General features: G+C 40.0%; 6 protein-coding genes. All 6 read left to right on the plus strand.

All coding sequences use genetic code 11. The features are described 5' to 3' along the window. Positions 1-193 (plus strand): hypothetical protein (locus C200_RS13620; protein WP_052133292.1); only part of this gene is annotated, 193 nt, incomplete at its 5' end. Positions 194-201: 8 nt separating this feature from the next. Continuing rightward, positions 202-474 carry a hypothetical protein gene (locus C200_RS13625; protein WP_016212260.1) on the plus strand — a complete coding sequence of 91 codons (273 nt, stop codon included), beginning with the start codon at positions 202-204 and terminating at the stop codon, positions 472-474. A gap of 19 nt (positions 475-493) precedes the next feature. Further along, the gene (locus C200_RS13630; RefSeq protein ID WP_016212257.1) at positions 494-718 is read left to right on the plus strand and encodes a hypothetical protein; all 225 of its coding nucleotides are present in this window, start codon (positions 494-496) and stop codon (positions 716-718) included. Between the two features lie 82 nt (positions 719-800). Further along, positions 801-1070 (plus strand): hypothetical protein, encoded by a 270-nt coding sequence (locus tag C200_RS13635; RefSeq protein WP_016212258.1) that lies wholly within the window; start codon positions 801-803, stop codon positions 1068-1070. Next, complete coding sequence (locus C200_RS13640) at positions 1055-1258, plus strand: hypothetical protein (RefSeq protein ID WP_032126838.1); 204 nt, start codon at positions 1055-1057, stop codon at positions 1256-1258. Before C200_RS13635 ends, C200_RS13640 begins: the two co-directional genes overlap by 16 nt. Next, positions 1255-1425, plus strand: a complete 171-nt coding sequence (locus C200_RS15615) for a hypothetical protein (protein ID WP_016212255.1) — start codon at positions 1255-1257, stop codon at positions 1423-1425. Before C200_RS13640 ends, C200_RS15615 begins: the two co-directional genes overlap by 4 nt. Positions 1426-1595: the final 170 nt, after the last annotated feature.

Consider the following 1595-nt stretch of genomic DNA (forward strand, 5'->3'; position numbering starts at 1 on the left):
CTATTCGTCAAGATTTATACGATTCATGACAACATCAAAGACATTCATGCCACCGCCCTGTGATTTAAACCCGATCGAGCATGTATGGTCACCGCTTAAAAATAGGGTTCGCATGAAGCTTGATCAAGATGAAATAAATTTAGAGACAGCGCTTAGTCAAGTAATGAAGTCAATGTCAGAAACTATTCGTTGAGCGCTATAATGATTATTCCAGAAAAGAGCAAATTAACTGCATGGCCAAGCCCTGTGCTTTATGCAGCAGCAAAAGCGACAGCTTGGGGAGGATGTTATGGGGTAAGTAGCCATCAAAGCTTTAAAGAAAATTACAACAGGAGCATTAAAAAATATTTGGCTGGCCAAAAGTTTGAAGTGCCGCCGGAGGTGTGTAGATCTATTGAGCATAAAGGCCCAAGGAATAGTGAAGCAGCGCTTTCACAATTGGAAAAAATGAGAAGAAATCTACGAGTTCATTGATTAGGAGGAAAGAGGGAAGATGCTTGGAGTAGCAATAGATTCAACTGAGAGTTTAAATGATCGCTGTAAGCAGATCGTAAAAGCGGTTGATAGTTTTTTAAAGGGATATAAACTTGCAACAAACAAAAAACTCAGTGAGTTAGGAATTAACATTAAAGACCATCATGACCTAACGAAATGTTTAGGCTTAGAGCCTTATACAGAAATCAGTCGGAATGGTGTTGTCTTGTACGGAATAAAATAAATGCATTTAAATTCGATATCAGGACCATTTCAGAAAGTAAAGCTATTTAGGTCAAAGGAACTTAGGGAAGCTTCTAGGGGTCGTGCATGTATTCGCTGCGGGGACAGTTGTATATGCACATTACACGGGATTAAGGCAGCATGCATTTGGTAAGGGGCGAGGTGTAAAGTGTGGTGATTTATACGGTGCGGACTTGTGTGCGCGGTGTCACAGCTATTTTGATCAATACCAAGGGTGCAATGGTAGCTATGAGAGTAAAACGGCTCTTAGCGAAGAATTTATGTTTTGTATTTTAAAAACGCATGAGCGCAATGAGAGAGAGGGAGTAATCAAGGTATGCAAAAAGCAGTGAAATGTGAAGCTGAAGAAATTCAGGAGCGGATGCGCTTTGTGAAAAATAATTATAAATCGCTGACGGTGAAGCGGTTAAAAATATTGTGGGGTGTAAATTCTCTTAATGTGTATCAATTTTTGCGCCAATATGATTTGCCGTGGTTGCCAATTGATGAGTTAACAATTAAGCAAAGGGGGCGGATATGAAGAAAAGAATTAAAGCGACAGGTGCAATTGAGAGGGCTGCAAGAGCGGCAAAAATGGGTAGAAGTCGCCCGGCATGGAGTGAGAACTTTTTAAATGAGTTTAGTGAAGAGTGCAAATCGAGAAACTCTAAAAAACCTGATAAATACCAAGAAGTAAGGAGTAAATGATTTATACCATTGTCTTAGATGTTTTGTTTGTTTATAGATTAAAGCGGCCAGCGCTTCAATTGTTGGAAAACAAGAATAGGCTCGCACAGCTCGCGACTTTCGGATGTCCGTGCTAACACCCGTCACTTTACCGCTTATTAACTCACATTAGTTGTAAAACTCCAGATATG

It is taken from the genome of Piscirickettsia salmonis LF-89 = ATCC VR-1361 (genome assembly GCF_000297215.2).
Lineage (GTDB): Bacteria > Pseudomonadota > Gammaproteobacteria > Piscirickettsiales > Piscirickettsiaceae > Piscirickettsia > Piscirickettsia salmonis.

Coding starts and splice junctions, on each gene's coding strand:
- C200_RS13630 (WP_016212257.1), top strand. CDS start 494: ATGCTTGGAGTAGCAATAGATTCAACTGAGAGTTTAAATGATCGCTGT.
- C200_RS13640 (WP_032126838.1), top strand. CDS start 1,055: ATGCAAAAAGCAGTGAAATGTGAAGCTGAAGAAATTCAGGAGCGGATG.
- C200_RS15615 (WP_016212255.1), top strand. CDS start 1,255: ATGAAGAAAAGAATTAAAGCGACAGGTGCAATTGAGAGGGCTGCAAGA.
- C200_RS13625 (WP_016212260.1), top strand. CDS start 202: ATGATTATTCCAGAAAAGAGCAAATTAACTGCATGGCCAAGCCCTGTG.